Consider the following 2,034-nt stretch of genomic DNA (forward strand, 5'->3'; position numbering starts at 1 on the left):
GGAAGATGTCATAATCATTTGTAGATTGGAGATGGTTTTATCTATCAATTCATCTTCACAATTGAAATTAATTGCAGCAGTTTGCGTGAATGCTGGCATCGTTTTGTGATACGAATTAATAGAAATATCACAACCTAGTTGCATTGCATTTTTGTCGAAACAGTCCAGTGCGAAATGTGCTCCGTGTGCTTCATCAACAATAATTTTGATATTATTTTCGTGACAATATGCTACAAGTTTTTCGATTGGCTGATAAATCCCATAATAATTGGGGCGTGTGATGAGAACTGCTTTGATGGATGAATCTTTCTTCAAATTTTCTATCAATACTTCTTGTTCACACACTCCATCACAGTCTATTTCCACAGATTTTCCACGAGCAAGTCGTACACCGTTGATGACAGATTTGTGGCAATTTTTCTCTACCAAAATTTTTTCGTTCTCATCTAATACGCTCATTATACTTGCGACAATTCCAGATGTTGAACCATTGACAAGATACATCGATGATTTTGCATGCGAAAAAAGGGCAAGATTATTCCTGCCCTCAGCTATAATAGTATTTGCATGGTACAAATCATCTGTATCAGATAATTCTGTCACATCAATCTTCAAAATATTTTCAAGAAAATCGTTCATACCTTCCAACGTCTTGCCCTTATGGCCAGGCATGTGAAAGCTTACTTTTTCTTTTCTATTTATCAGATTATCATACAAATTACGCATTCAACATTTTCTCCACTTCTACCATAATTGCACATTCAGTACGTTTCTTTTGCATTGCGCAACCCAATTCGTATGGCTTGTAAATATCGTGATTAAAATTGTACGCATTTGCATGGCAACCACCAGAACAGTAGAATTTGCACCAACAATTTTTGCAATCTTCTTTTGTAAATACGTGACAATTCAAGAATTCTTCACGCAAATCTTCTGGTAAAGTTAGATTTTCATCTAAAATATTTCCCATTTTGAATTTTTCGTTGCCGACAAATTGATGACAAGGATAAATATCTCCTTCTGGAGTTACTGCAATGTATTCGCATCCAGCTCCACAACCTTGCATTCTTTTTATTACACATGGACCTTGAGTCAAATCAACCATAAAATGGAAGAACTTAAAGTTAGAACCATTAACTTGATCCTTTGCATAATCCACTGCCAATTTTTCGTATTCATTCAAAACAGTGTCCAAATCTTCCTTAGTAATAGCGTAATCGTCATAATCGCTGTCTACAACAGGTTCGATACTTGACAATTCAAATCCCAAATCCTTGAAGTGTTTTACATCTTCTGAGAAATCCAAATTCTTTTTAGTAAAAGTTCCTCTTACGTAATAATATTTTCCTTTTCTTCCTTTAATAAGTTTTTGAAATTTAGGAACGATTAAATCATAAGAACCCTTGTCGTTCAAAGTTTTTCTCATATTATCGTTGACAGATTTTCTACCATCAAGACTAAGAACTACGTTGTGCATATTTTCGTTGATAAAATCAATCTTGTCATCGTCCAACAAAACGCCGTTAGTAGTTATTGTGAATCTGAATTTCTTACCTTTTTCATCGGCTATTTCATTGCCGTATTTTACTAATTTCTTCACTAGCTCGAAATCCATTAAAGGTTCTCCACCAAAGAAATCCACTTCCAAGAATTTTCTTGAACCGCTATTGTCAACCAAATATTTCAAAGCTTTCTTGCCGACTTCTTCAGTCATATAGGCTTTGTGTCCACCAAAATCACCTTGTGAAGCAAAACAATATTCGCACTTCAAGTTACAATCGTGAACAACGTGAAGGCACATTGCCTTTAACACAGGTTCTCTTTTTTTGAAATCTTCAATGTGAAGATAATCATCAGATGAAAAAAGCATATTCGCTTTTTCCAATTCTGCAATTTCCTTTATAGAATCTCTGACAGATTCTTCAGGATATTGATCTAATTTTTCTACTATTTCATCTGCACTTAAATCTTTGTAATAATCAAGTACATCGTAACTTATGTCGTCAAAAACATGGACACTTCCACCGTTTACAT

At 34.5% G+C, this 2,034-nt stretch carries 2 protein-coding genes; both read right to left on the reverse strand.

What is annotated here, in order from left to right; genetic code table 11:
- The coding region (locus KHW44_RS09025; RefSeq protein WP_304068686.1) for an aminotransferase class V-fold PLP-dependent enzyme at nucleotides 1-726 on the reverse strand (726 nt) is incomplete at its 3' end.
- A partial coding sequence (gene scfB, locus KHW44_RS09030; protein ID WP_304068689.1) for a thioether cross-link-forming SCIFF peptide maturase occupies nucleotides 719-2,034 on the reverse strand: 1,316 nt, incomplete at its 5' end. The genes KHW44_RS09025 and scfB, both read right to left, overlap by 8 nt.

Source organism: Finegoldia magna (genome assembly GCF_018371055.1).
GTDB lineage: Bacteria > Bacillota > Clostridia > Tissierellales > Peptoniphilaceae > Finegoldia > Finegoldia magna_I.